The 21,766-nt window shown below is 68.5% G+C and carries 18 protein-coding genes; 11 read left to right on the top strand and 7 right to left on the bottom strand.

Annotated elements, in window-relative coordinates; all coding sequences use genetic code 11:
- Positions 1-77 precede the first annotated feature (77 nt).
- Positions 78-770, bottom strand: coding sequence for a histidine utilization transcriptional repressor HutC (gene hutC / locus AC1RM6_RS11245; RefSeq protein WP_493101129.1), 693 nt, complete (start codon positions 768-770; stop codon positions 78-80).
- Positions 767-2,110, bottom strand: coding sequence for a formimidoylglutamate deiminase (locus tag AC1RM6_RS11240; RefSeq protein WP_493101565.1), 1,344 nt, complete (start codon positions 2,108-2,110; stop codon positions 767-769). Before AC1RM6_RS11240 ends, hutC begins: the two co-directional genes overlap by 4 nt.
- A gap of 71 nt (positions 2,111-2,181) precedes the next feature.
- Between AC1RM6_RS11240 and hutI the strand changes: the two genes are divergently transcribed.
- From hutI to AC1RM6_RS11200, 8 genes are all read left to right on the top strand, one after another.
- Positions 2,182-3,363: an imidazolonepropionase gene (hutI, locus tag AC1RM6_RS11235; protein WP_493101127.1), complete on the top strand. Its 1,182-nt coding sequence runs from the start codon at positions 2,182-2,184 to the stop codon at positions 3,361-3,363.
- Entirely contained in the window at positions 3,360-4,166 is an 807-nt protein-coding gene (locus AC1RM6_RS11230; RefSeq protein WP_493101125.1) for a phytanoyl-CoA dioxygenase family protein, read from the top strand. The genes hutI and AC1RM6_RS11230 overlap by 4 nt, the downstream gene beginning before the upstream one ends.
- Position 4,167: 1 nt before the next feature.
- Complete coding sequence (gene hutH / locus AC1RM6_RS11225) at positions 4,168-5,691, top strand: histidine ammonia-lyase (RefSeq protein ID WP_493101124.1); 1,524 nt, start codon at positions 4,168-4,170, stop codon at positions 5,689-5,691.
- A complete protein-coding gene (hutG, locus tag AC1RM6_RS11220; protein WP_493101122.1) occupies positions 5,688-6,482 on the top strand; it encodes an N-formylglutamate deformylase in 795 nt (264 codons plus the stop codon). The genes hutH and hutG overlap by 4 nt, the downstream gene beginning before the upstream one ends.
- Positions 6,479-8,140, top strand: a complete 1,662-nt coding sequence (hutU, locus tag AC1RM6_RS11215) for a urocanate hydratase (protein ID WP_493101119.1) — start codon at positions 6,479-6,481, stop codon at positions 8,138-8,140. The genes hutG and hutU overlap by 4 nt, the downstream gene beginning before the upstream one ends.
- A 348-nt stretch (positions 8,141-8,488) precedes the next feature.
- Positions 8,489-10,966 (top strand): TonB-dependent receptor, encoded by a 2,478-nt coding sequence (locus tag AC1RM6_RS11210; RefSeq protein WP_493101117.1) that lies wholly within the window; start codon positions 8,489-8,491, stop codon positions 10,964-10,966.
- Positions 10,967-11,036: 70 nt separating this feature from the next.
- Positions 11,037-12,149 (top strand): LLM class flavin-dependent oxidoreductase, encoded by a 1,113-nt coding sequence (locus AC1RM6_RS11205; RefSeq protein WP_493101115.1) that lies wholly within the window; start codon positions 11,037-11,039, stop codon positions 12,147-12,149.
- Positions 12,146-13,129 carry an ABC transporter substrate-binding protein gene (locus tag AC1RM6_RS11200; RefSeq protein ID WP_493101113.1) on the top strand — a complete coding sequence of 328 codons (984 nt, stop codon included), beginning with the start codon at positions 12,146-12,148 and terminating at the stop codon, positions 13,127-13,129. Before AC1RM6_RS11205 ends, AC1RM6_RS11200 begins: the two co-directional genes overlap by 4 nt.
- A gap of 122 nt (positions 13,130-13,251) precedes the next feature.
- Here AC1RM6_RS11200 and epsC read toward each other — a convergent pair whose 3' ends face one another.
- The 4 genes from epsC to AC1RM6_RS11180 all read right to left on the bottom strand — a co-directional run bounded on the left by epsC (position 13,252) and on the right by AC1RM6_RS11180 (position 18,112).
- On the bottom strand, positions 13,252-14,214 hold the full coding sequence (epsC, locus tag AC1RM6_RS11195) for a serine O-acetyltransferase EpsC (RefSeq protein WP_493101111.1): 963 nt from the start codon (positions 14,212-14,214) through the stop codon (positions 13,252-13,254).
- Between the two features lie 311 nt (positions 14,215-14,525).
- On the bottom strand, positions 14,526-15,428 hold the full coding sequence (locus tag AC1RM6_RS11190) for a hypothetical protein (RefSeq protein ID WP_493101110.1): 903 nt from the start codon (positions 15,426-15,428) through the stop codon (positions 14,526-14,528).
- Positions 15,429-15,968: 540 nt separating this feature from the next.
- Positions 15,969-17,723 (bottom strand): N-acyl-D-amino-acid deacylase family protein, encoded by a 1,755-nt coding sequence (locus AC1RM6_RS11185; protein ID WP_493101108.1) that lies wholly within the window; start codon positions 17,721-17,723, stop codon positions 15,969-15,971.
- A gap of 152 nt (positions 17,724-17,875) precedes the next feature.
- The gene (locus AC1RM6_RS11180; protein ID WP_493101107.1) at positions 17,876-18,112 is read right to left on the bottom strand and encodes a hypothetical protein; all 237 of its coding nucleotides are present in this window, start codon (positions 18,110-18,112) and stop codon (positions 17,876-17,878) included.
- Here AC1RM6_RS11180 and AC1RM6_RS11175 point away from each other — a divergent pair.
- Entirely contained in the window at positions 18,102-19,118 is a 1,017-nt protein-coding gene (locus AC1RM6_RS11175; RefSeq protein WP_493101105.1) for an NADPH:quinone oxidoreductase family protein, read from the top strand. The genes AC1RM6_RS11180 and AC1RM6_RS11175 overlap by 11 nt on opposite strands.
- Positions 19,115-20,191, top strand: a complete 1,077-nt coding sequence (locus AC1RM6_RS11170) for a phosphotransferase (protein ID WP_493101103.1) — start codon at positions 19,115-19,117, stop codon at positions 20,189-20,191. Before AC1RM6_RS11175 ends, AC1RM6_RS11170 begins: the two co-directional genes overlap by 4 nt.
- A 227-nt stretch (positions 20,192-20,418) precedes the next feature.
- Here AC1RM6_RS11170 and AC1RM6_RS11165 read toward each other — a convergent pair whose 3' ends face one another.
- A complete protein-coding gene (locus AC1RM6_RS11165) occupies positions 20,419-20,970 on the bottom strand; it encodes a flavin reductase family protein (RefSeq protein ID WP_493101101.1) in 552 nt (183 codons plus the stop codon).
- 156 nt (positions 20,971-21,126) lie between these two features.
- Here AC1RM6_RS11165 and AC1RM6_RS11160 point away from each other — a divergent pair, with 156 nt between their 5' ends.
- Positions 21,127-21,528, top strand: a complete 402-nt coding sequence (locus AC1RM6_RS11160; RefSeq protein ID WP_493101099.1) for a GFA family protein — start codon at positions 21,127-21,129, stop codon at positions 21,526-21,528.
- The last annotated feature ends 238 nt before the right edge of the window (positions 21,529-21,766 follow it).

Below are 21,766 nucleotides of genomic sequence, written 5' to 3'. Positions count from 1 at the left end.
CCGCGACCGCCGGAACCGGGAAAGCCGGCACATCCCCCATATTGGCCCCATATTGGCGGAAGTCTGCGGATCCGCAGTCAGCTCCCCGGCTTGAACTCGGCGACCAGGTCGTAGCGCTCGCCGGGGAAGATCTGGGTCACCATCGTCACCGGCAGGTCGGCCCGCCAGGTCCAGCGCTGGATCTGCAGGCAGGCGGTGCCGGCGGGGACGAGCAGCTTCTTCGCCGCCGCCCGGCCGGCGGGCACCGCGCGGATATGGTGGCGCGCGCGGGTCCAGGGGGTCTTCTGGAGCAGCCAGGTGCCGGGCGGGGTCTCGACGAAGCCTTCCTGCGCGGCATCGGCGACCGCATCGAGCGCGATCAGCCTGGTCTCGAAGCAGATCGGCTCGGCCGCCGCCCAGTGGATTCCCTCGACCAGCAAGGCAGGGCCGTTCATACCGCTTTCGGCCGGGATCGCCGCGCCCGACAAGGGCTTGCGGGTGCCCAGATCCCAGCGATAGGCCTCGCCGCGTTCGCGGACGAGCTGCGGCAGGTCGGGGACGTCGAGCACCGCCGAATGGACCGGCGGGTGGGCGACGAACGATCCCGCCTTGCGCCGCCGTTCGATCAGCCCGGCGCGCGCCAGCCCCTCAAGCGCCTTGCTGACGGTGGCGCGGGCGCAGCCATAGGTTTCGACCAGTTCATGTTCGAACGGGATGCGGTCGCCGGGCCGCCATTCGCCCGACTGGATGCGCGCCTCGATATCGCCGCGAATACGCTGTTCCAGGGTCATGCCAGCAGCGCGGATAGGCGATGGCGATAGCGGTCGGCAACCCCGGCCGCCGCGACATGGCGGCCGCCCTCGACCAGCTTGCGCCCCGCCCGCCACACGCCGTCGACCCCGCCGCCGGCGAAGATCCAGCGGTCGAGCATCGTGTCCGCGGTCGCGCCGGCCATCGCCGGGCGATCGAGATCGAGCGAGACGATATCGGCCGGCATTCCGACCGCGAGGCCCGCCTTCCCCCCCAACGCCTGCGCGCCGCCGGCCAGCGCCGCGGTGAAGATGTGCTCGCCGACCGACGGATGGGCGTCGTCGGCGAGCAGCGCCCGGCGGCGCGCGGCGAGGCGCTGCGAATATTCGAGCGCGCGCAGTTCGGCCGGGGCGTCGACGAGGATGTTCGAATCGGTTCCCATCCCGATCCGTCCGCCGGCGGCGAGGTAGCGTTCGGCCGGGAAGATGCCGTCGCCCAGATTGGCCTCGGTCACCGGGCACAGCCCCGCCACCGCCCCGCTCGCCGCCAGCCGGTCGGCTTCGTCGCCGGTCAGATGGGTGGCGTGGATCAGGCACCAGCGGGCATCGACCGCGACATTGTCGAGCAGCCATTCGACCGGCCGCGCGCCGCTCCACGCGAGGCACGCCTCGACCTCGCGAATCTGCTCGGCGGCATGGATGTGGAGCGGACCGCCCGCGGCGAGCGGCATGATCGCGCGCAGCTGCGCGGGGGTCACCGCGCGCAGCGAATGCGGGGCGATCCCCAGCCGCATGTCCCCCGACAGCTTCGCCCGGCTGCTGTCGACCAGCGCCGCGAAGCCGTCGATGTCCGACAGGAAGCGCCGCTGCCCAGGCGACGGCGCCGCGCCGCCGAAATCGCCATGCGCGTAGAACACCGGCAGCAGCGTCAGCCCGATGCCGGTCGCCTCGGCCGCGGCGACGATCGCCCCCGCGGTCTCGCCGCGATCGGCATAGGGCGACCCGTCAGCCTGATGGTGGAGATAATGGAATTCGCCGACCCGGGTGAAACCCGATTCGAGCATCTCGACATAGGCCTGGGCGGTGATCGCGGCGATATCGTCGGGGGTCAGCCGGTCGAGGAAGCGGTACATGATCTCGCGCCAGCTCCAGAAATCGTCGTCGGGCCGCCCGCGCCGTTCGGACAGTCCGGCCATGCCGCGCTGGAAGCCATGGCTGTGAACATTGCACAGGCCCGGCAGCGCGGCGCCGTGGCGCTCGTCGCCCGGCAGGCGGGCGGCGCCGGTTTCGACCGATGCGATCGCCATCGCATCGATGCCGATCCGCACCCCCCGCGCCCAGCCGCCGGGCAGCAGGGCCTGTTCGAACCAGAGATGCCGCATCATCGTCTCCGTCCTCTGTCTATGCATATTATGTCTAGACATAATGACGACAAGGCGCAACACTCGGCGCCATGGATCGCCTCTGGACCAATGCCCGACTCGCGACGATGACCGGTGACGGGCTGGGCGTCGTCGAACATGGCGCGATCGCGGCGCAGGGCGGGCGGATCGCCTTTGCCGGCCCGGCCGCCGATGCACCCGCAGCAGGCGAGACGATCGACTGTGGCGGGCGCTGGATCACCCCCGGGCTGATCGACTGTCACACCCATCTCGTCCATGCCGACAGCCGCGCGAACGAATGGGCGATGCGGCTCGACGGCGCCAGCTATGAGGATATCGCCCGCGCCGGCGGCGGCATCCTCTCGACGATGCGCGCCACCCGCGCCGCGACCGAGGCCGAGCTGGTCGCGACTGCGCTGCCCCGGCTCGACGCGCTGATCGCCGAAGGGGTGACGACGGTCGAGATCAAATCGGGCTATGGCCTGACCGTCGCCGACGAGCTCAAGATGCTGCGCGCCGCGCGTTCGCTCGGCACGGCGCGGCCGGTCGGTGTCGCCACGACCCTGCTCGGCGCGCATGCGCTGCCGCCCGAATATGCCGGCGACGCCGATGCCTATGTCGATCTGGTCTGCCGCGAGATGATCCCGGCCGCGCAGGGCCTCGCCGATGCGGTCGACGCCTTTTGCGAGGGGATCGGCTTTTCGCCCGCGCAGACCGAACGGGTGTTCGAGGCGGCGGCCGCCGCCGGCCTGCCGGTCAAGCTCCACGCCGAGCAGCTCTCCGCGCTCCATGGTGCCAGCCTCGCCGCGCGACACGGCGCGCTCTCGGCCGACCATCTCGAACATGCCGACGAGGCCGATGTGCGGGCGATGGCCGCCGCCGGCACGGTCGCAGTGCTGCTGCCCGGCGCCTATTATTTCATGCGCGAGACCCGGCGTCCGCCGGTCGCGCTGCTGCGCGATCGCCGCGTGCCGATCGCGATCGCGACCGACTGCAACCCCGGCACCTCGCCCGTGACCTCGCTGCTGCTGATGCTCAACATGGCCGCGACCCTGTTCGGCCTGACCGTCGCCGAGGCGCTGCGCGGGGTCACCGTCAACGCCGCCCGCGCGCTCGGGCTGCAGGCCGACATCGGCAGCCTCGAGCCCGGCAAGGCGTGCGACCTCGCGATCTGGGACGTCGCCGACCCCGCCGAGCTGGTCTATCGGATCGGCCAGAACGGCCTGTCCGCGCGGGTGTGGCGCGGCGCATGACCGATCCTGTCGCCGATTTCGCGCGCGACGGCGCGGTGCTGCTCAAGGGGGTGCTGACCCCGGCCGAGGTCGATCGGCTGCGGCAGGGCATCGACGCCAATCTGGCGCGCCCGAGCGACCGCGCCAAGATCGCCAGCCCCGCCGGCGATCCCGGCCTGTTCGTCGAGGATTTCTGCACCTGGCAGGCCAATCCCGCCTATCGCGCGATCATCTGCTGCTCCGCGCTGCCGCGGATCGCCGCCGGGCTGATGCAGAGCCGGACGGTGCGGCTCTACCATGACCATATGCTGACCAAGGCCGCCGGCACCCGCCAGCCGACCCCGTGGCACCAGGACCAGCCTTATTACAATGTCGCGGGCCGCCAGAATGTCAGCTTCTGGATTCCGGTCGACCCGGTCGACCGCGCGAGCAGCCTCGACTTCGTCGCCGGATCGCATCTCGGGCCGTGGCTGATGCCGCGGTCGTTCATGACTGGGCAAGCGCACTGGTTCCCCGAGGGTGCGCTCGCCGACCTCCCCGATATCGACGCCGACCGCGCCGCACATCCGATCATCGGCTGGCCGGTCGAGCCCGGCGACGCGATCGCCTTCCACATGCTCGCGCTGCACAGTTCGGGCGGCGCGCGCCGGCAGCGGCGGGTCTTCTCGGTGCGCTATCTCGGCGACGATGCCCGCCATGCCCCGCGCGGCTGGACGACCTCGCCCGAATTTCCCGGCCTCGCCGACCGGTTGCCCGCCGGCGCGCCGATGGACGATCCCCTGTTCCCCTTGGTGTGGAACGACGATGACGACGGAGCCGCCTGAGATGATCACCCTGGTCCCCGGCAAGGTCGACTATGCCGGATGGCGCAGCATCCACCGGGGCGCCGCGGTCGCGCTCGACCCCGATCATGGCCGCCGCGTGGCCGCCAGCGCCGCCGCGGTCGAGCGGATCCTCGCGCGCGGCGAGCCGGTCTACGGGATCAACACCGGGTTCGGCAAACTCGCCAGCGTCCGCATCGAGGCCGAGGATCTCGCCACCCTCCAGCGCAACATCGTGCTGAGCCATGCCGCCGGCGTCGGCGCGCCGATGCCGGTCGCGGTCACCCGGCTGATGATGGTGCTCAAGCTCGCCAGCCTCGTCCATGGCGCGTCGGGGGTCCGGCCGGCTACGATCGCGCTGCTAACGGCGATGATCGATCGCGGGCTGATCCCGGTGGTGCCCTGCCAGGGATCGGTCGGCGCCTCGGGCGACCTGGCGCCGCTCGCGCATATGACCGCGGCGATGATCGGGGTCGGCGAGATCTGCGTCGAAGGCCGGATCTATCCGGCGGCGCAGGCGCTGGCGGCGGCGGGGCTCGAACCGCTCGAGCTAGGCCCCAAGGAAGGGCTGGCGCTGCTCAACGGCACCCAATTCTCCTGCGCCTATGCGCTGACCGGGCTGTTCGAGGCCGAGCGGCTCTACCGCGCCGCGCTCGTCACCGGCATCCTGTCGACCGAGGCGGCCAAGGGCACCGACGCGCCGTTCGATCCGCGCATCCACGCGCTGCGCGGCCATCGCGGCCAGATCGAGACCGCCGCGGCGCTGCGCGGGCTGATGGAAGGCTCGGCGATCCGCGCCTCGCACCGCCAGGACGACCTGCGCGTCCAGGATCCCTATTGCCTGCGCTGCCAGCCGCAGGTGATGGGCGCGATCCTCGACATGCTCCGCCAGGCGGCGACGACCCTGGTGACCGAGGCGAACGGCGTCAGCGACAATCCGCTGATCTTCGCCGACACCGACGAGGCGCTGTCGGGCGGCAATTTCCACGCCGAGCCGGTTGCCTTCGCCGCCGACATGATCGCGATGGCGCTGTGCGAGATCGGCAGCCTCGCCGAGCGGCGAATCGCGATGCTGGTCGATCCGGCGCTGTCGGGCCTGCCCGCCTTCCTCACCCCGCGCCCGGGGCTCAATTCGGGCTTCATGATCCCCCAGGTCACCGCCGCCGCGCTGGTCAGCGAGAACAAGCAGCGGGCGATGCCGGCGAGCGTCGATTCGATCCCGACCTCGGCCAATCAGGAGGATCATGTGTCGATGGCGGGGCATGGCAGCCGGCGGCTGCTCGACATGGCCGCCAATGTCGATGCGATCCTCGGCATCGAGCTGCTGGCGGGCGCGCAGGGCTGCGACTTCCACGCGCCGTTGCTGTCGAGCGCGCCGGTCGAGGCGGTGCGGGCGCTGCTGCGCGCGCGGGTGCCGCATCTGGTCGACGACCGCCATATGGCCCCCGACATGGCCGCGGCGATCGCGCTGGTCCGCGCCCCCGAGCTGCTCGACGCGGCCGGCCCGCTGCCCGGGCTCGAACCATGAGCTGGCTCCATGTCGAGCGCAACGATGCGCCCCTGATCCTCGCCTTTCCGCACGGCGGCACCGCACTCGGCGACGACGCGGCGCAGTTCCGGTCGCGCTGGTGGGCGATCCGCGATGCCGACTGGCATATCTTCGATCTCTACCGCGGGCTCGCCGACGCCACCCTGATCCGCACCGGCACGTCGCGCAGCCTGGTCGACTGCAACCGCGATCCGTCGGGCGCGTCGCTCTATCCGGGCCAGGCGACCACCGGCCTGTGCCCGACCGAGACCTTCGACGGCGAGCCGCTCTACCGCGCCGGCGAGGCCCCCGACATCGCCGCGCGGCGCGCCGCCTGGTTCGATCCCTATCATGCCGCGCTCCAGGCCGAGATCGATCGGCTGCGCGCGCTCCACCCGCGCATCGTCGTCTATGACTGCCATTCGATCCGCAGCCGGGTGCCGCGGCTGTTCGACGGCGAACTGCCCGAACTCAACATCGGCACCGACCATGGCGCGACCTGCGATCCCGCGCTGGCCAGCGCGGTGCTCGGCGCCTGCGCGGGGCGCAGCCATGTGCTGAACGGCCGCTTCCGCGGCGGCTGGACCACCCGCCATTATGGCCGGCCACGGGACGGGGTCCACGCGATCCAGATGGAAATCGCGATGCGCGCCTATCTCGACGAACCCGCGGGCGCGCCCGACGACACCAACTGGCCGCCCGCCTGGGACGCCGCGCGCGCGGCTCCGTTGCGCGCCGATCTCGCCGCGATCCTCGCCGCCGCCACCCGCTTCGCGAAAGGCTCCGCATGACCCGTCTCGACAATAGCCGCACGATCCACGCCGCGACCGGCACCGCGCTGTCGGCGAAAAGCTGGCTGACCGAGGCGCCGCTGCGGATGCTGATGAACAATCTCGATCCCGCGGTCGCCGAGAATCCGCACGAGCTGGTGGTCTATGGCGGGATCGGCCGCGCCGCGCGCGACTGGGAAAGCTATGACCGGATCACAGCGGCGCTGCGCCGGCTCGACGACGACCAGACCCTGCTGATCCAGTCGGGCAAGCCGGTCGGGATATTCCGCACCCACCGCGACGCGCCGCGGGTGCTTCTCGCCAATTCGAACCTCGTGCCGCACTGGGCGAACTGGGAGCATTTCGCCGAGCTCGATCGCAAGGGCCTGATGATGTACGGCCAGATGACCGCGGGTTCGTGGATCTATATCGGCAGCCAGGGCATCGTTCAGGGCACCTACGAGACCTTCGTCGAGATGGGCCGCCAGCATTACGCCGGCGATCTGGGCGGCCGCTGGCTGCTGACCGCGGGGCTCGGCGGCATGGGCGGCGCGCAGCCGCTGGCGAGCGTGATGGCGGGCGCCTCGTGCGTCGCGATCGAATGCCAGCCGAGCCGGATCGCGATGCGGCTCGCCACCGGCTATCTCGACGCGAAGGCCGACACGATCGACGAGGCGATGGCGATCCTCGATCGGGCAAAGGCCGACGGCAAGCCGGTGTCGGTCGGGCTGCTCGGCAACGCCGCCGAGCTGCTACCCGAGATGTTCCGCCGCGGCATCCGCCCCGACCTGCTGACCGACCAGACCTCGGCGCACGACCCGGTCAACGGCTATCTGCCGATCGGCTGGACCCTCGACCAGTGGTTCGAAGCCCGCGAACGCGATCCGAAGGCGGTGTCCGACGCCGCCAAGGCATCGATGGCGGTCCATGTCCGGGCGATGCTCGATTTCCAGGCGGCCGGCGTCCCCACCGTCGATTATGGCAACAATATCCGCCAGGTCGCCAAGGACGCGGGCGTCGCCGACGCCTTCGCCTTCCCCGGCTTCGTCCCCGCTTATATCCGTCCCCTGTTCTGCCGCGGGATCGGCCCATTCCGCTGGGTCGCGCTGTCGGGCGATCCCGAGGATATCTACAGGACCGACGCCAAGGTGAAGGAACTGCTCCCCGACAACGCCGCCCTCCACCGCTGGCTCGGCATGGCGCGCGAGCGCATCCATTTCCAGGGGCTGCCGGCGCGGATCTGCTGGGTCGGCCTCGGCGACCGCCACCGGCTCGGCCTCGCCTTCAACGAGATGGTCGCGCGCGGCGAGCTCAAGGCGCCGGTGGTGATCGGCCGCGACCATCTCGATTCGGGATCGGTCGCCAGCCCGAACCGCGAGACCGAGGCGATGCGCGACGGCTCCGACGCGGTCGGCGACTGGCCGCTGCTCAACGCCTTGCTCAACACCGCGAGCGGCGCGACCTGGGTGTCGCTCCACCATGGCGGCGGGGTCGGCATGGGCTTCTCGCAGCATGCCGGCATGGTGATCGTCGCCGACGGCACCGCCGAGGCCGCGGCGCGGCTCGAACGGGTGCTGTGGAACGACCCCGCCACCGGCGTGATGCGCCACGCCGACGCCGGCTATGACGACGCGATCGCCTGCGCGGACAGGTTCGGGCTCGACCTGCCGGGGTTGTAAGGGGCTGCGGCGTTCACACCTCCCGGTTTCGTTCTACAATGGAGCCTCCCCAACCCGTCACCCCGGACTTGTTCCGGGGTCCACCGGGCCACGCGCGCAACATCCGCGACGCTGGACACCACCGGCGCAGTGGACCCCAGAACAATTCCAGGGTGACGAAAACATATCAATTACAGTCTCAATCTATTTACTTTCCTCATATATCTATAATTTCCACCAATATGAAAAATCCTCATCCGGATATCACAAACTATAAACAGGATGAAAGCTTCGCGCTTTCATAGAAACTCTATGTTTATCCATTAGGATACCGCTCCCATACCCCTTGCATCACGTAAGGGGATTTCAATGTTCTTCACGACCCGTTCGCATGGGCTTTCTCGTCGCGTCTTCATCCCGGCCCTGCTCGCCTGCTCCGCCAGCCTGCTTCCCTTCCACGCCCTGTCTGCCGCCGAAACCGCGGATGCCGATGCCGCACCCGCCGACACGACCCCCGCCGCCGATGCCGGCGGCGATGTCCAGGGTCTCGAGGAGATCACCGTCACCGCGCGTCACCGCGCCGAAAATCTCCAGCGCGTGCCGATCGCGGTCACCGCAGTCACCGCGCGCCAGCTCGAGGCGTCGGGCAATTTCAGCATCCGCCAGATCCAGGCGCAGGTCCCCAGCCTGTCGATCCTCGGCTTCAACCCGCGCAACATCACCATCCAGATCCGCGGCCTCGGCACCACCGCCGGCACCGTCAACAGCGGGATCGAGCCGGGCGTCGGCGTCTATGTCAACGGCGTCTACAATGCCCGGCCGTCGATCGCGGTGTTCGACGTGTTCGACGTCGCCAGCGTCAACGTGCTGCGCGGGCCCCAGGGCACGCTGTTCGGCAAGAACACCGTCGCCGGGGTGATCGAGGTCAACACCAACCCCGCCTCCTACACCCCCGAGGCGAGCGGCGAGCTCAGCTACGGCAATTACAGCTTCAGCCAGATCAAGGTCGCGGTGTCGGCGCCGATCGGCGACACCGGCTTCGCGGTCCGCCTCGCCGGCATCAAGTCCGATCGCGACGGCACCATCTACAACACCAAGTTCAAGGCCGACTGGCAGGATTATCACAACGAGGCGGTCCGCGGCGAGATCGCCTATCGCACCCCCGAGGAGTCGTTCAAGGCGCGGCTGATCGGCGACTACAATTATCAGCACCAATATTCGGGCTTCCAGCTCACCCGCGGCGTCCTGCCCAAGCTGCGCAGCGACGGCAGCGTCGGCGTCGCCCGCGACTTTTACGACCGCGCCCGCGATGCCGGCTACACCCCGCTGCCGATCGATCCCGGCGCGCGGCTGACCGATCTCGACACCCCCTTCACCGTCGACATGAAGACCGGCGGCGTCTCGCTCCAGCTCGACCAGAAGCTCGGCGACCACACTCTGACCTCGGTCACCGGCTATCGCTTCTGGGACTGGACCCCGTCGCTCGACGGCGATCGCCTCGGCGCCGCGATCACCACCGCCAGCAACCTGCCGACCTTCCAGCGCCAGTTCAGCCAGGAATTGCGGATCGCCTCGCCCAGCGGCCAGGCGCTCGAATATACCGCCGGCCTCTATTATTTCTGGCAGCGCAACCGCGAGATCCCGTACAACGCCTTCGGCCCCGACGCCGCCAAATATCTGCTCGGCGCGGCCTTCCCCAGTGAGGCGCTGAACGGCGTCGGCCAGCGCGGTCTCTATCTCGCGCGCACCCGCAGCTATTCGGGCTTCGTCAACGCCACCTGGCACGCGACCGACCGCCTCGATATCAATGGCGGCGCGCGCTACACCTATGAAAAGCGCTCGGGCTATTACAACGCCTATCAGGTCGACGGCATCCCGATCACCGACCCGATCTTCGCGTCGCTGACCGCGGCGCAGCGCACGACGATCGTCAACCAGCGCAACAGCAGCTACCCGATCTCGAACAGCTACAACGCCTCGGCCAAGGGCGGGAAGGTGTCGGGCACGATCAACGCGCTCTACAAGGTCACGAACGAGATCAACGTCTATGCCGGCTATTCGCGCGGCTTCAAATCGGCGGGCATCAACCTCGCCGCCCCGGTACAGCTCGCCAGCGGCCCCGCCCCGCAGACCTTCAAGCCCGAGATCGTCGACGCGTTCGAAATCGGCCTGAAGACCGATCTGTTCGACAACCGCCTGACCTTCAACGCCGCGCTGTTCCGCTCGAACGACAAGGATTATCAGGCGAACCAGAACGTCATCACCACGATCAACGGTGCGACGGTGCTGCGCAGCTACATCACCAATGTCGGCACCGTGCGCACCCAGGGGGTCGAGGTCGACGCCCGCGCCACCCCGATCGACGGGCTGCGGCTGACCGCGGCGGCGACCTATAACGACGCCCATTTCCGGTCCTACATCAACGGCTCCTGCCCCTATCTCGACCGCACCGCCGCCAATGTCGGGGTGTGCGATCTCAGCGGCAAGCGCGTCGCCGGCGTGTCGAAATTCGTCTACAACGCCTCGGCCGAATATGGCTTCGCCACCGGCAAGGCTTATGGCTTCGACACCGAAACCTATTTCGGCGGCGATTACAGCCACCGCAGCAGCAGCTATGGTGCGCTCAACGACGATCCCTACAGCCTGATCCCGGCCTACGGCCTGGTGAACGCCTATATCGGCATCCGCGATGCGAAGGGCGTGTGGGACTTCAAGGTCTGGGGCCGCAACCTGTTCAACAAGCTCTATTTCACCAACGCTTCGGTCGATCAGGCGACCGCCTACAGCTATGGCGGCGTGGTCGGCGACCCGCGTTATTACGGCGCCACCCTCCGCCTGAAATTCTGATCACGCAATTCTGATCCCTCGACCCGGCGGCCGCGCGTCGGCCGCCGTTCCTCCATCAGGAGCCGCACTCATGACCGCAGCCGCCCCCGACCTCGAGATCCTCGGCCTGATCTCGACCCAATATGCCTCCGAAACCCACGCCCCGACCACCGGGCTGATCGACCGTGCCTATGTCGACGCGCTGGCGCAGGCGCATGAATATGGCGGCTTCGACCGGGTGCTGATCGGCTATTCGAGCGGCCAGCCCGACGGCTTCCAGATCGCCGCCTACGCCGCGCAGAAGACCCGCCGCCTCAAATTCCTGCTCGCCCACCGCCCCGGGGTGATCGTGCCGACCGTCGCCGCGCGCCAGCTCGCGACCCTCGACCATTTCAGCGACGGGCGCCTCGCGGTCCACATCATCTCGGGCGGCTCGGACCCCGAACAGCGCCGCGACGGCGACTGGCTCGCCAAGGACGACCGCTACCGGCGCACCGACGAATATATATCGGTGCTCAAGCGCGCCTGGACCAGCGAGACACCGTTCGACCATGACGGCGAGTTCTACAAATTCGCCGACCATCTCGGGGTCAAGCCGCTGCAGAAGCCGCATATCCCGGTCTTCTTCGGCGGTTCGTCCGAGGCGGCGATCCAGACCGGCGCCAAACATGCCGACGTCTATGCGATGTATGGCGAGACCCTCGAACAGGCCGCCGAGATCGTCGGCCGGGTCCGCGCCGCCGCCAAGCCGCATGGCCGCGAGGACCATATCCGCTTCTCGATGTCGCTGCGGCCGATCCTCGGCCGGACCGAGGCCGAGGCCTGGTCGCGCGCCGAACATATCCTCGAAACCGCGCGCGCGCTGCACGCGACCCGCGATTCCAGCCCCTATCGCGGCGTCCAGAAGACCTCCGAAGGATCGGCCCGGCTGCGCGACGCCGCCGCCCGCGGCAAGGTCCACGACAAAAGGCTGTGGACCGAGATCGCCGGGCTGACCGGCGCCCAGGGCAATTCGACCTCGCTGGTCGGCACCCCCGACCAGGTCGTCGACTCGCTGCTCGATTATCACGCAATCGGGATCAGCAAATTCCTGTTCCGCGGCTTCGACCCGCTCGAGGATGCGATCGATTATGGCCGCAACCTGCTGCCGGCGCTGCGCGCCGCGGTCGCCGCCGGGCCATCGGCGCGGATCGCCGCCGAATGACCGACGCTCTTCAAACACCGCCCCGGATCCGGCTCTGGCTCGTCATCGGCCTCGCCGCGCTGCTGCTGTCGGTGGTGCTCGGCGCCTGGCTGCTCAACCGCCCCGCCGCCGACGCCCGCCCGGTGCTGCGGGTCGGCAGCCAGCGCGGCAGCACCAAGGCGCTGCTCACCGCATCGGGGGTGCTCGACAAGTTGCCCTACCGGATCGAATGGTCCGAATTCCCCGCCGCGCAAAATCTGCTCGAGGCGATCTCGGCCGACGCGGTCGACGTCGGCACCGTCGGCGACGCGCCCTTCCTGTTCGCTTATGCCGCGGGCGCGCCGATCAAGGTGGTGTCGGTCGCGCAGAGCGGCTCCGACGGCGCGCTCAATGCGATCCTCATCCGCGCGGATTCGCCGATCCGCACGCTGGCCGACCTCAAGGGCAAGAAGATCGCCACCGGCCGGATCTCGGTCGGCCATTACAGCCTGCTGCGCTTCCTCGAAAAGGCGGGCCTCAAGCCGACCGACGTCACGATCAGCTTCCTGCCCCCGGGCGACGCCAAGGCCGCGTTCAATTCGGGCGCGGTCGACGCGTGGTGCACCTGGACCACCTATGTCGCGACCGCGGTGGTCAAGGACCATGCCCGCATCCTCGCCGACGCCAACGGCCTCGTCACCGGCCAGGCCTTCCAGGCCGCCAGCGAATCGGCGATCGCCGCCAAGCGCCCGCAGCTCCAGGATTTCGTCGTCCGGCTCGGCAACGCCTATCGCTGGGCCAAGCTCCACCCCGATCTCTATGCCGACGCGCTGGTCAAGGACACCGGCATCCCGATCGACGTCGCCCGCTACGTCACCTCGCGGCAGAAACTGATGCCGGTGCCGATCGACGCCCGGGTGATCGCCGGGGAACGCCAAGTCCTCCACCACTTCGCCGCCGCCGGCGCGATCACCACGACGCGCACCCTCGAGGACGCGTTCGACCCCTCGTTCGGGCGGTAAGGTCCGCTCCTTGCTCCGTCATCCCGGACTTGATCCGGGATCTCACTTCCCTTCGTTCGGCGACGGAAGGCAGAGAGATTCCGGGTCAAGCCCGGAATGACGAGGGAGAGACCTCGCCCCCCTCAATGCGCGGCTTCGGGGCGAAACCCGATATACCTTACCAGCGGCGACGGCGCCTCGACGAAGCTGTCGGCGGGCACGTCCTGCCGCACCCAGACATTGCCGCCGATCCGCGACCGCGCACCGATCGTCACCCGGCCGATGATGCTGGCATTGGCGTAGACGATGACGTCGTCCTCGATGATCGGGTGGCGCGGCCGGGTCCAGCCGCCCTCGCCGCCCGGCACCTCCGGGTCGCCGCCCAGCGTGACCCCCTGGTAGAGCCGCACCCGGTCGCCGATGATGCTGGTCTCGCCGATCACCACCCCGGTGCCATGGTCGATGAAGAAGCTGCGGCCGATCGTCGCCCCCGGATGGATGTCGATCCCGGTCTTTTCATGCGCGATCTCGGCAATCACCCGCGCGACCAGCGGCGCGCCGAGCCGGTAGATGGCGTGGGCGATGCGGTGGTGGATGACCGCGGTCAGCGAAGGATAAGCGAGCAGCACCTCGTCGACGCTGCGCGCGGCCGGATCCGCGGCATAGCCCGCCTCGACGTCGCGATCGAGCCGGCGGCGCAGCTCGGGCAGCCCGGCGGCGAACAGGCCGAGGATGCGGTCGACCTCGACCGCGATCGCCTTATGGTCGCTCTCCGGATCATGATAGCCGAGCTCGAGCCGGATCTGCGCGCCGAGCTGCGACAGCGTCGATTCGAGCGTCGCGGCGATATAGGCATTTTCGTTGGCCGGGGTCAGCTCGGGCGGCCCCAGCCGCAGCGGGAACAGCGCGACCCCGAGCTCGCGGCTGATCCGGGCGAGCGCCGGACGCGACGGGAAATAGACCCCCTGCTCGGCGTTGCGCGCATGCCCCGCGCGCCAGTCGGCTCGCGCCTGCCGCAGCCCCTCGACGACCTCGTCGATCTGCCGCGGAAAATCGATTCCGCGCCGGCGCGCCCGCAGATCCCGGCCTTCTTCCAAGTCGCTCATCCCGATCTCTCCAAAGATGTCGCGTCAATTCTCTATTGATCCGGTAGTGATAATCGAGATGGATTATCCTTTGCCGTCAGCAGCTTTGCTTTGAGCGGGCCGGGATTACTGCAGCGCTTCGCCTTTGATCCTCCCCATCGCAGATGGGGAGGGGGACCGCTCGCAGAGCGGTGGAGGGGTTTTGCGATCCACAGGCGGCGCGCTTGGCTAACGAAGAACCCCCTCCACCATCCTTCGGATGGTCCCCCTCCCCAAAGCTGTGCTTTGGGGAGGATCTGAAGTGGATGCTCGGCGACTCCCGCTTTATCCCGTCACCCGATCGCGAAATCGACGCTCGGATACCAATGCGCGCCGCGCCTTTTGTCGCTGCATTGGTCCTCATTGTCACCGATCAGCTGGCCGCTGCCGTCGCCCCACATGATCAGCGCCTCGGGCGCCATCCCGCGCAGATCGGGGTGCGGCCCGTCGGCGAGCCGCTGCGCGCCGTCCCACCAGAACAGCTTGGGCGCCACCCCGTCGTCATCGGGCCCGCCCGCCGCGATCAGATAGCGATGCGCGCCGTCCCCGGCCCGTTCGATGCTGCGGATGCCGCGGCCGCCCAGCGGCAGCGGCGTCAGCCACGCGCTTGGCGCGGTCTTGCGCGAGGGAAGCCCGACCAGCGCGAACGGGTCGGCGATCCGCACGACCTGCGCCTTGCCGTCGGCGAGCTGCCGGCGCAGCCCGATCAGCAGGCTGCCGTCGGGCGCCGCCGCCAGCCCCTCGATATTGAGCCGGCGCGCCAGCAGCTTCTCGTCGACATGCGCCAGCCTTGCCAGCACGGCGCGCAGATCGCGAAAGCGGGTGCCGACCAATTCCAGCCGCGATCCCACCACCTTCGTCGCGAACAACTGCCGCCGCCTGGGCTTGTCCTCGCCCATCTTGCTCAGCGAATGCGAGGTCAGCCAGAAGATCGTGTCGCCGATCCGCGCCGCCGCCTCGATGTCCGACACGTCGGGCACCGTCAGCCGCCCGACCGGCCCCGGATGGCCGCGTTCGTAGATCAGCAACTGCTCGAGATCGTCGCTCGCCACCGCGAAATGCCGCGCGTCGACCACCGCCGCCGCCGAGGCCTCGCACAGTCCCTGATAGCGAAGCTGGTGCCCGGCCGGCGCGGCCCCGAGCAGCAGCGGAACCAGACCGGCCAGGGCCAGCGCGCGCGTCCTGCCGAAACCCATATGCGATCACCCCCGAGGATAGACACACATCGCCGATCCCCGACCGCTTTGTCGAGCGTGCAATCCCGGGGACCGGCGCCGCACGTCCCCCTCTTGGATTCGCCGCGACGCGCCCCATATTTCCAATATCGTCAACAAGATGAAAGGAGGTGGTCGAATGTCTCATTGTCCCACGCCGTCCGCGGCACGTCATGATGGCTCGATCCGCTCCCCCGGAGCGCGGGCCTGAACGGCCGGCCGGTCCCGGCGCGATCGATCGCGCCATGACGGACCGGGTGCAGCCCGACCCCAAGGACGGCTGACAATGGAAGGGCCGCGCCAGCGATGGCGCGGCCCTTCGCATGTCTGGAGGAGGGGAAAGCGCCTAAAGTGAAGCCGCTTCTTCTTGCCCCTCTCCCGCTTTTCGCGGGAGAGGCTGGGTGAGGGTCTTCTTCTTCTGCTCTTGCCGTTCTGCATGAAAAGGAAAGCAGAAGAAGACCCTCATCCAAACCTTCTCCCGCGAAGAGCGGGAGAAGGCTTCAGAAGAAGACCCGCCCCCCCCTACTCCGCGGCGATCGCCACCGCGGCCTCGGCCGCCGCCGGCTCCAGGAAATCCCCCGGCTTGTTGCCGGTATAGGCCCCGTCGCGGAAGGTCGCCTCGCCATTGACCATCGTCAGCTTCATCGGCGCCGCCGGGCGGGTATAGCGCCAGGTGATGCCGCCCTTGCCGTCGGTGACGTCATAGACCTTTTCCATGTCGAACTGCTGGATCTCGTCGAAGTCGAACACGACGATGTCGGCGCGCTTGCCGGGCTTGATCTCGCCGATGTCGGTCAGGTGGAAATGGCCGGCGAGCTTGCCGGTCATCGTGTGGATCGCCTCTTCGAGCGTGATCAGCTTCTGGTCGCGGACATATTTGGTGAGGTAGACGACATTCTCGCCGCCGCCGCACAGCATCTGCAGATGCGCCCCGGCGTCGGTGATGTTGCCGACCGATTTGGGATCGCGCACCATCTCGACGACGACATTGTCGGCCATCTCCATCGGCGCCATCCGCACCGTCGACAGCACCCCGTTGGCGAGCAGCCACTCGGCCATCGCGTCCGACCGGTGCAGCCCCAGTTCGGCGGCATAGTCGAGCAGCGTCACCCCGAACGGCCCGGTGCCATTGTCCGACCCGAGCTTGGTCAGCAGCAGCAGTTGCGGATTGCTCATCGGCGACTGCGGATAGGTCTGGGTATCCCAGCTCACCCGCGCCCGCGCCCGCCATTCGGGATCGCGCAGCAGCTTGGCCTTGGCCTCCTCGCCGTCGGCCAGCACCACCTCGTGCCAGACATAGTCGTTCGACTGGGCGAAGATCAGCGACTTGTAGAGGCTCAACTGCCCGGTCAGCGGGACATGGCCATAGCCCGGCCACACGTCGATCCCGTCGGCGCGCATCTGCGCCACCCGGTCGCGCATCGGCTGGAGCTGATAATGCTGATAGGCCGAGGTCGGGATTCCGCCGGTCAGCTGGATGCGGATGTTGCGCCCCTTCAGCAGCTTGGCGATCCGGTCGGTCTGCTCGGGTCCGGTGTCACGCATCAGCGCGACGTCGATGATGCACTGGAAGCTGCTGTTCGGATAGCGCTCGAGCACGTCGAACAGCGCCGCGAACTCGTCATCCTCGGCGACCAGCGTCGGGATCTTGCGGTTCTCGCCATCATGATCGAGCAGGTTGGTCGACAGCCCCAGCGCGCCCGCGCCCAGCGCATCGTCGAGGAACGCCGCCATCTTGACGATCTCGTCGGGGGTCGAGGCGCGCTTCCACGCGTCGAGCCCCATCACCGCCATCCGGATCGCGATATGCCCGACAAAGCCCGCCATGTTGGTCGGCAGCTTGATGTTGCGCTTCACCGACGCCTTATATTCGGAATAGCTGCGCCAGTCCCACGGCACATGCTTCAGGAACGGCTCGAGCGGGATATCCTCGAAGAAGGAGAAGATCTTCGCCATTTCGAACTGCGCCGCCTTATCGTCGGACAGGGGCGCCGCGGTGAAGCCGCAATTGCCGACGATGATCGTCGTCGCGCCATAGCCGGGCAGCGGATCGAGATCGGGCTGCCACCACATCGTCGCGTCATAATGGGTGTGCCCCTCGATGAAGCCCGGGGTGACATAGCAGCCCGCCGCATCGAAAACCTCTTCGCCGCCCTGCGGCGCGAGCCCCTGCCCCACCTCGGCGATGCGCCCGCCGGCGACGCGCACATCGGCACGGAACGCCTTGGCCCCGGTGCCGTCGACGACGGTCCCGTTGCGAATCAACATATCTGACATTTCGCCTCTCCCACAGATATCCGTTTCGGAAATCCCTCGGCGCTTGTGGCCCTGCGCATGTCACGGGCGTGCCGCGCTGCGCTGTCGCCCTGCTAGCCCAAGGCCGGGAGAGTCGCAAGGTGGATTCGCGAAATGCGTAATCTATTCGTCCACTAGCTACGCAGGCTGCAAAGAACCGCGAATTTCCGCTGCAGCCCGCCTTGCGACGATATTCGCAATATGCTCTTTCCTTCTTCGTCATCCCAAACTTGATTTGGGATCCAGAGCCGCAACGTCGCGCTTCCTGCCGCGACGCTGCGCTTCTGGATCCTGATTTTCATCAGGATGACGAAGAAGAGTGTGAGATCACCACCGAAAAAATCCGGGAGAGAGCGCCACATGAAGGCCATCGTCTGTCACGCGTTCGCGCCGATCACCGACCTCCGCCTCGAAGATATCGACCCGCCGCAGCCCGGCCCGGGCGAGGTCGCGATCGCGGTCGCCGCGGCGGGGATCAACTTCCTCGACGGGCTGATGGTCCAGGGCAAATATCAGACCAAGCCGCCCTTCCCCTTCACCCCGGGCAGCGAGGTGTCGGGCACCGTCGCCGCGCTCGGCGCGGGCGTCACCGGCTTTGCGGTCGGCGATCCGGTCGCCGCCTTCTGCCGGCTGGGCGGCTATGCCGAGACCGTCACTGCGCCCGCCGACCATGTCTTCGCGATCGGCGACGGCATCGATCCAGTCGCCGCCGCCGACGGCGGCATCGATCTGGTCTCCGCCGCCGGCTTCCTGATCACCTATGGCACGTCCTGGTTCGCGCTCAAGGACCGCGCCCGCCTGCGCGCCGGCGAGACCCTGCTGGTGCTCGGCGCCGGCGGCGGGGTCGGCCTCGCCGCGGTCGAGCTCGGCAAGGCGCTCGGCGCGCGGGTGATCGCCGCCGCCTCGAGCGCGGAGAAGCTCGCGCTGGCCAAAGCGCACGGCGCCGACGATCTGATCGACTATGCCGACGGCACCCTGCGCGAGCAGGTCCTCGCGCTTATCGGCGGCAAGGGCATCGACGTCGTCTATGATCCGGTCGGCGGCGCGCTCGCCGAGGCCGCCTATCGCACCCTCGGCTGGCAGGGGCGCCATCTGGTGGTCGGCTTCGCCTCGGGCCCGATGCCGGCCTTCCCGCCCAACCTGCTGCTGCTCAAGAACGCCGATCTGCTCGGCGTCTATTGGGGCGACGCGGTCCAGGCCGACCCCGATCATCATGCCGCCAACATGGCCGACCTGTTCGGCTATCTGCGCGACGGCCGGGTCAAACCCTATGTCTCGGAGACCTTCGCGCTCGCCGACGCGGTCGAGGCGCTCGGCCGGGTGATGGACCGCCAGGCGACCGGCAAGGTGGTGCTGACCGTCCCGGCCTCGGCATGATCGCCGCGCCGGCGCCGCTGGCGTTCGATCCCGACCGGCTGACCGCCTGGCTGCGCGCCAACATCGCCGGTATCGACGGAACGCCCATCGAAGGCGCCTTGACCATTGAGCGCTTCGCGGTCGGCCAGTCGAACCCGACCTTCGCGATCCTCGTCGACGGCCACCCGCGCTTCGTCGTCCGCAAGAAGCCGCCGGGCGAGCTGCTGCCCTCGGCGCATGCGGTCGACCGCGAATATCGGGTGATGTCGGCGCTGGCGTCGGCCGAGTCCGGGGCGGGCACGGTCCCGGTGCCGCGCTGCCACATCCTCTGCACCGACGAGAACGTGATCGGCACGATCTTCTTCATGATGGACCATGTCGCGGGGCAAAGCTTCCACGACCCGCTGCTCCCGGGGCTCGCCCGCGATGCCCGCGCCGCCATCTACGCCGATATCGCGCGATCGATCGCCGCGATCCACGCGGTCGACCTCGCCCACACCGGGCTCGCCGACTTCGGCCGCCCCGGCAATTATTATGCCCGCCAGATCGCCCGCTGGACCAGACAATATCGCGCGACCGAGACCGAACCGATCGCGGCGATGGAGCATCTGATCGCCTGGCTCCCCGCGCACATTCCCGCCGGCGAACAGGTCGCCCTGGTCCATGGCGACTATCGCATCGACAATCTGATCGTCGATCCCGACCGCCGCCGCGTCGCCGCGGTGCTCGACTGGGAGCTGTCGACGATCGGCCATCCGCTCGCCGATCTCGCTTATCATCTGATGGGCTGGCGGCTGCCGCGCGAGACCTTCAACGGCCTCGCCGATACCGACCTCGCCCCGCTCGGCATCCCCGACGAGGCCGCCCACATCGCCGCCTATTTGCGCCATGCGGGGCGCGACCCGATCGATCCCGCCGAATGGGAATATGCGATGGCCTACAGCATGTTCCGCGTCGCCTGCATCCGCCAGGGCGTCCTCAAGCGCGCGCTCGCCGGCAACGCCTCCAACCCCACCGCCCTCACCGCCGGCCGCCGCGCCCGCGCGATGGCCGAAACCGCGTGGCACCAGGTCGAGACGCGGATCGGCGTATAACCTTAGATCCTCCCCATCGCAGATGGGGAGGGGAACCATCCGCAGGATGGTGGAGGGGTTTCTGCGTTCGTCAAACGTCCGCTCGCGGATCGAAGAACCCCTCCACCGCTACGCGGTCCCCCTCCCCACGCTTCGCGTAGGGAGGATCCAAAAGCCTCCAAACCGTTCGCGTCGAGCGAAGTCGAGACGCCCCGCGCACCCCCGTCCCCGCCCAACCGCACCCAGCCTCACCCCAGCACCGACCCCGTATAGCGCCCATCGACATAGACCAGCGGATTGACCTCGCCATGGGTCCGCACCGCCTCGGCCACCCCGACGAAGATGCTGTGCGTGCCATAATCGAACCGCGCATCGGCGCGGCAGACGATCGCCGCCTGGGCATCGGCGAGCACCGGCACCACCCCCTCATCGTCCCACGCGCCGACCTCGAACCGCGCCTCGCCCTTGCTCAGCCCGCCGCAATGGAGCGAGATCGGCTCATGCTCGCGCGCCAGGATGTTGATCGCGAAATGGCTGGCCTCGGCCATCGCCGGGTGGATCGACGCGCTGCGGTTGACGCAGGCGAGCAGCGACGGCGGCTCCATCGACAGCGCATCGACCGCGGTCGCCGCCATCGCATAACGCTGCCCTTCATGACGCACGGTGATCACCACCACCGCCTTGGCAAGCCGCCGCAGCGCGAGCTTGAGTGCCGCGGTCACCGCCTCCTGGCTATCCGCCACCAGTGGGCCCGACGGCGCGACCGGCGACCGCAGCATTTCCGACGACCCAACCGACATATCCCATCTCCTCATCGACGACATGCACCGATCTGGTCGGCGTCCCGCCATCGCTAGGCGCGCGGCCGACCGCGCGCATTGTCCGTTCGGACTAGGCGCGCACCATGGCGCCGAAACCGGCTTCCGCTGCGATCGCGCCGGCCTTAGACTGGGGACATGACGACCCGATCGGCCTCCTGCAGTTGCGGACAGCTTCGCCTGACCTGCGAGGGCGAGCCCGTCCGCATCTCGATCTGCCACTGCCTCGAATGCCAGAAGCGCACCGGCAGCGTCTTTGCCGCCCAGGCCCGCTTTCCGCGCGACCATGTCGCCATCGCCGGCCATTCGGCGCAGTGGAGCCGCCGCGGCGATAGCGGCTCGACCGCCACCTTCCATTTCTGCCCGACCTGCGCGGCGATCGTCTATTGGGAGATGGACGCCCTGCCGGACTTCCTCGCGGTCGCGATCGGCGCCTTCGCCGACCCGAGCTTCCCGCCACCGCGCGTCGCGGTCTATGAGGAACGCCAGCACCCCTGGACGCAGGCACTGGAAGACTTGCCCATGGAGCGAGATGTTTAGGGCACGGGCTTCTCAAGCACTGACCGTCGCCCCGGAACAGCTCCCATGCTCGCTACCATAAACCCGTCGCCCCGGCCTTGTGCCGGGGTCCATGGCTGGTGCGCCGGGCGCCGTGACTGGAGGAGGAAGAACGGGAAAGGCTGCCTTCGATCTCCGGCGGTGACGAGCGAGACAATAGCCATGGACTCCGCAACGCGTGCGGGGCGACGTAGAAGAACGAAAATCGCCCAATAAGTCG

The organism is Rhizorhabdus sp. GW822-FHT03C02, assembly GCF_058801765.1.
Note: the sequence above shows the minus strand (reverse complement) of the source record. Positions and strands in the feature narration are given on the sequence as shown.

What these genes read in the sequence shown, in the direction of transcription:
- AC1RM6_RS11180 (WP_493101107.1), bottom strand. Translation starts at nt 18,112, where the DNA reads ATGGCCTTCATGTGGCGCTCTCTCCCGGATTTTTTCGGTGGTGATCTC.
- AC1RM6_RS11200 (WP_493101113.1), top strand. Translation starts at nt 12,146, where the DNA reads ATGACCGACGCTCTTCAAACACCGCCCCGGATCCGGCTCTGGCTCGTC.
- AC1RM6_RS11165 (WP_493101101.1), bottom strand. Translation starts at nt 20,970, where the DNA reads ATGTCGGTTGGGTCGTCGGAAATGCTGCGGTCGCCGGTCGCGCCGTCG.
- hutG (WP_493101122.1), top strand. Translation starts at nt 5,688, where the DNA reads ATGAGCTGGCTCCATGTCGAGCGCAACGATGCGCCCCTGATCCTCGCC.
- AC1RM6_RS11230 (WP_493101125.1), top strand. Translation starts at nt 3,360, where the DNA reads ATGACCGATCCTGTCGCCGATTTCGCGCGCGACGGCGCGGTGCTGCTC.
- AC1RM6_RS11240 (WP_493101565.1), bottom strand. Translation starts at nt 2,110, where the DNA reads ATGCGGCATCTCTGGTTCGAACAGGCCCTGCTGCCCGGCGGCTGGGCG.
- AC1RM6_RS11210 (WP_493101117.1), top strand. Translation starts at nt 8,489, where the DNA reads ATGTTCTTCACGACCCGTTCGCATGGGCTTTCTCGTCGCGTCTTCATC.
- AC1RM6_RS11175 (WP_493101105.1), top strand. Translation starts at nt 18,102, where the DNA reads ATGAAGGCCATCGTCTGTCACGCGTTCGCGCCGATCACCGACCTCCGC.
- hutU (WP_493101119.1), top strand. Translation starts at nt 6,479, where the DNA reads ATGACCCGTCTCGACAATAGCCGCACGATCCACGCCGCGACCGGCACC.
- AC1RM6_RS11160 (WP_493101099.1), top strand. Translation starts at nt 21,127, where the DNA reads ATGACGACCCGATCGGCCTCCTGCAGTTGCGGACAGCTTCGCCTGACC.
- AC1RM6_RS11185 (WP_493101108.1), bottom strand. Translation starts at nt 17,723, where the DNA reads ATGTCAGATATGTTGATTCGCAACGGGACCGTCGTCGACGGCACCGGG.
- hutI (WP_493101127.1), top strand. Translation starts at nt 2,182, where the DNA reads ATGGATCGCCTCTGGACCAATGCCCGACTCGCGACGATGACCGGTGAC.
- AC1RM6_RS11190 (WP_493101110.1), bottom strand. Translation starts at nt 15,428, where the DNA reads ATGGGTTTCGGCAGGACGCGCGCGCTGGCCCTGGCCGGTCTGGTTCCG.
- hutC (WP_493101129.1), bottom strand. Translation starts at nt 770, where the DNA reads ATGACCCTGGAACAGCGTATTCGCGGCGATATCGAGGCGCGCATCCAG.
- AC1RM6_RS11205 (WP_493101115.1), top strand. Translation starts at nt 11,037, where the DNA reads ATGACCGCAGCCGCCCCCGACCTCGAGATCCTCGGCCTGATCTCGACC.
- epsC (WP_493101111.1), bottom strand. Translation starts at nt 14,214, where the DNA reads ATGAGCGACTTGGAAGAAGGCCGGGATCTGCGGGCGCGCCGGCGCGGA.
- AC1RM6_RS11170 (WP_493101103.1), top strand. Translation starts at nt 19,115, where the DNA reads ATGATCGCCGCGCCGGCGCCGCTGGCGTTCGATCCCGACCGGCTGACC.
- hutH (WP_493101124.1), top strand. Translation starts at nt 4,168, where the DNA reads ATGATCACCCTGGTCCCCGGCAAGGTCGACTATGCCGGATGGCGCAGC.